The 1,595-nt window shown below is 58.6% G+C and carries 1 protein-coding gene; it reads left to right on the top strand.

Features of this window, described 5'->3' with window-relative positions; all coding sequences use genetic code 11:
* Positions 1 to 110: 110 nt before the first annotated feature.
* Positions 111 to 566 carry a hypothetical protein gene (locus EOA22_RS38310; RefSeq protein ID WP_245478749.1) on the top strand — a complete coding sequence of 152 codons (456 nt, stop codon included), beginning with the start codon at positions 111 to 113 and terminating at the stop codon, positions 564 to 566.
* Positions 567 to 1,595 lie beyond the last annotated feature (1,029 nt).

Genomic DNA, 1,595 nt, shown 5'->3' with positions numbered 1-1,595 from the left:
GCACTGACGCGGAGGGAAGCCCGCTTTGAACTGCACATTTTACGTCTCGGACCCCATGTCGGTCTGGTCGCCATGTTAGCCGACGCTAAATCAGCGCGATGCGACACTTCTTGCTGGGCCTTACAGTCTGTCTCTATTGCACCACATTGCTTCGGGCCGAAGCATGGCAGCCCTTTGGCGTCCGGCAGCTTGGCTTTACATTCGATATTCCTCCAGGTTTCGTCCTCACCCAGCACTCGGATCAAGGCGCGGCTTTTCTGGGGCCGAGAGAAGCGTCCCTAGTCGTTTGGGGCGGACGATTGGGCAAAGCCAGTTTTCGCGCCGAGATCGAGCACCGCATGATAGAGGACAAAAAGTCCGGTTGGCGACTGACCTATCGGCGCATAACATCCAGATGGGCAAGCTACTCGGGTGTCAAGAATGGCGAGATCCGCTATGTCCGCGCAATCACGGTCTGCGGCGACCGCGCCGCGCTTTTCATAATTAATTACAGGAAATCGGAAAAGAAACCATATGACCCTGTTGTCGTGCGGATGGTCCGGTCCCTGAAGGCACAGGGCTGCTAAGTGGGGGGTGGGCAACGCGGACTGCTGCGCCCTGAGCTGCGGCCGCGTGATCCGCACGCTCAGGCAGTCGGCCTTGCGGCTGTTTCCAAATGGTGCATCCCAGACGTGGGAAGACGACGCGGAGAGCATCTCCCGACCGCTTCTTTCAACGGAGGGGCGATCATTTCCATTACTATCGCCGTGTGCTCAGAGGGGTCAGAGACGAGAGCTGCGTGTTCGTGCGCCGCGCCCTCGACACCACTGACCGTATAAAATCCCGCACGCCAGAGATTTTCGCGAGGCTGCTGACGATGCCTTGTAGGCATCGTTGATGCTGGGCGAAATCCACAAGCAGCGCGTGTCCGATACCGCCCATGCCGTGTCTCTGGATTTGTTTATCAGCCTCTCGCAGAGATATTGGTCGCCGAGCTCCTCGGCACGATCCTGCGGACTAGCCGAGAGCACGATAGGCGAGCCTGCCAAATCACCATCTGTTGACGCGGTCGGCGACCGTCGAGAACAATACACACTGTCTATTCACTGCGCGCCACTCGTTCGAAGACCGCATGAAGAACGGTAGGCTCGGCGAGGAGCTTCGGCGCATGTTGATGGGCTACCCGATCTACCGGCCGAAATATGGCGAGGACGGCGACATGAAGATGTGGCAACAGGAACTATGAAGATCGTGTGGCCGCTCGATCCTGGGACCGTATGACCCGCTGACGCACTGCGGCAAGACGTTCTTCCTTCGCCCAGTGGTCCTGCAAGGCGCGTTCCAAGTGGTCGTATAACGGGAGCCATGCCTCACCATGGTCACCTCGTGCCACAATGATTTCGGCGACGCGGTCGAGTACTCGCTCAATCCGCTGTGCCGTGACTGGTCGAGGCGTGGGCGAGTATCGCCTCACGGCTTCGCCCGTCCGCAAGGCCATGAATGCACCATGCCTTATGTGTAGCGGACTTTTTTGGTGCAGTGAAGGCCTGCATTCGGCTTGAGCTGCAATCGGCGGCTGCGGGTTTCAGATGTGAAAGGCTTTTTTCTCATCGGGG

The sequence above is a fragment of the Mesorhizobium sp. M7A.F.Ca.US.014.04.1.1 genome, assembly GCF_003998745.1.
In the GTDB taxonomy this organism is placed as follows: Bacteria; Pseudomonadota; Alphaproteobacteria; order Rhizobiales; family Rhizobiaceae; genus Mesorhizobium; species Mesorhizobium ciceri.
Note: the sequence above shows the minus strand (reverse complement) of the source record. Positions and strands in the feature narration are given on the sequence as shown.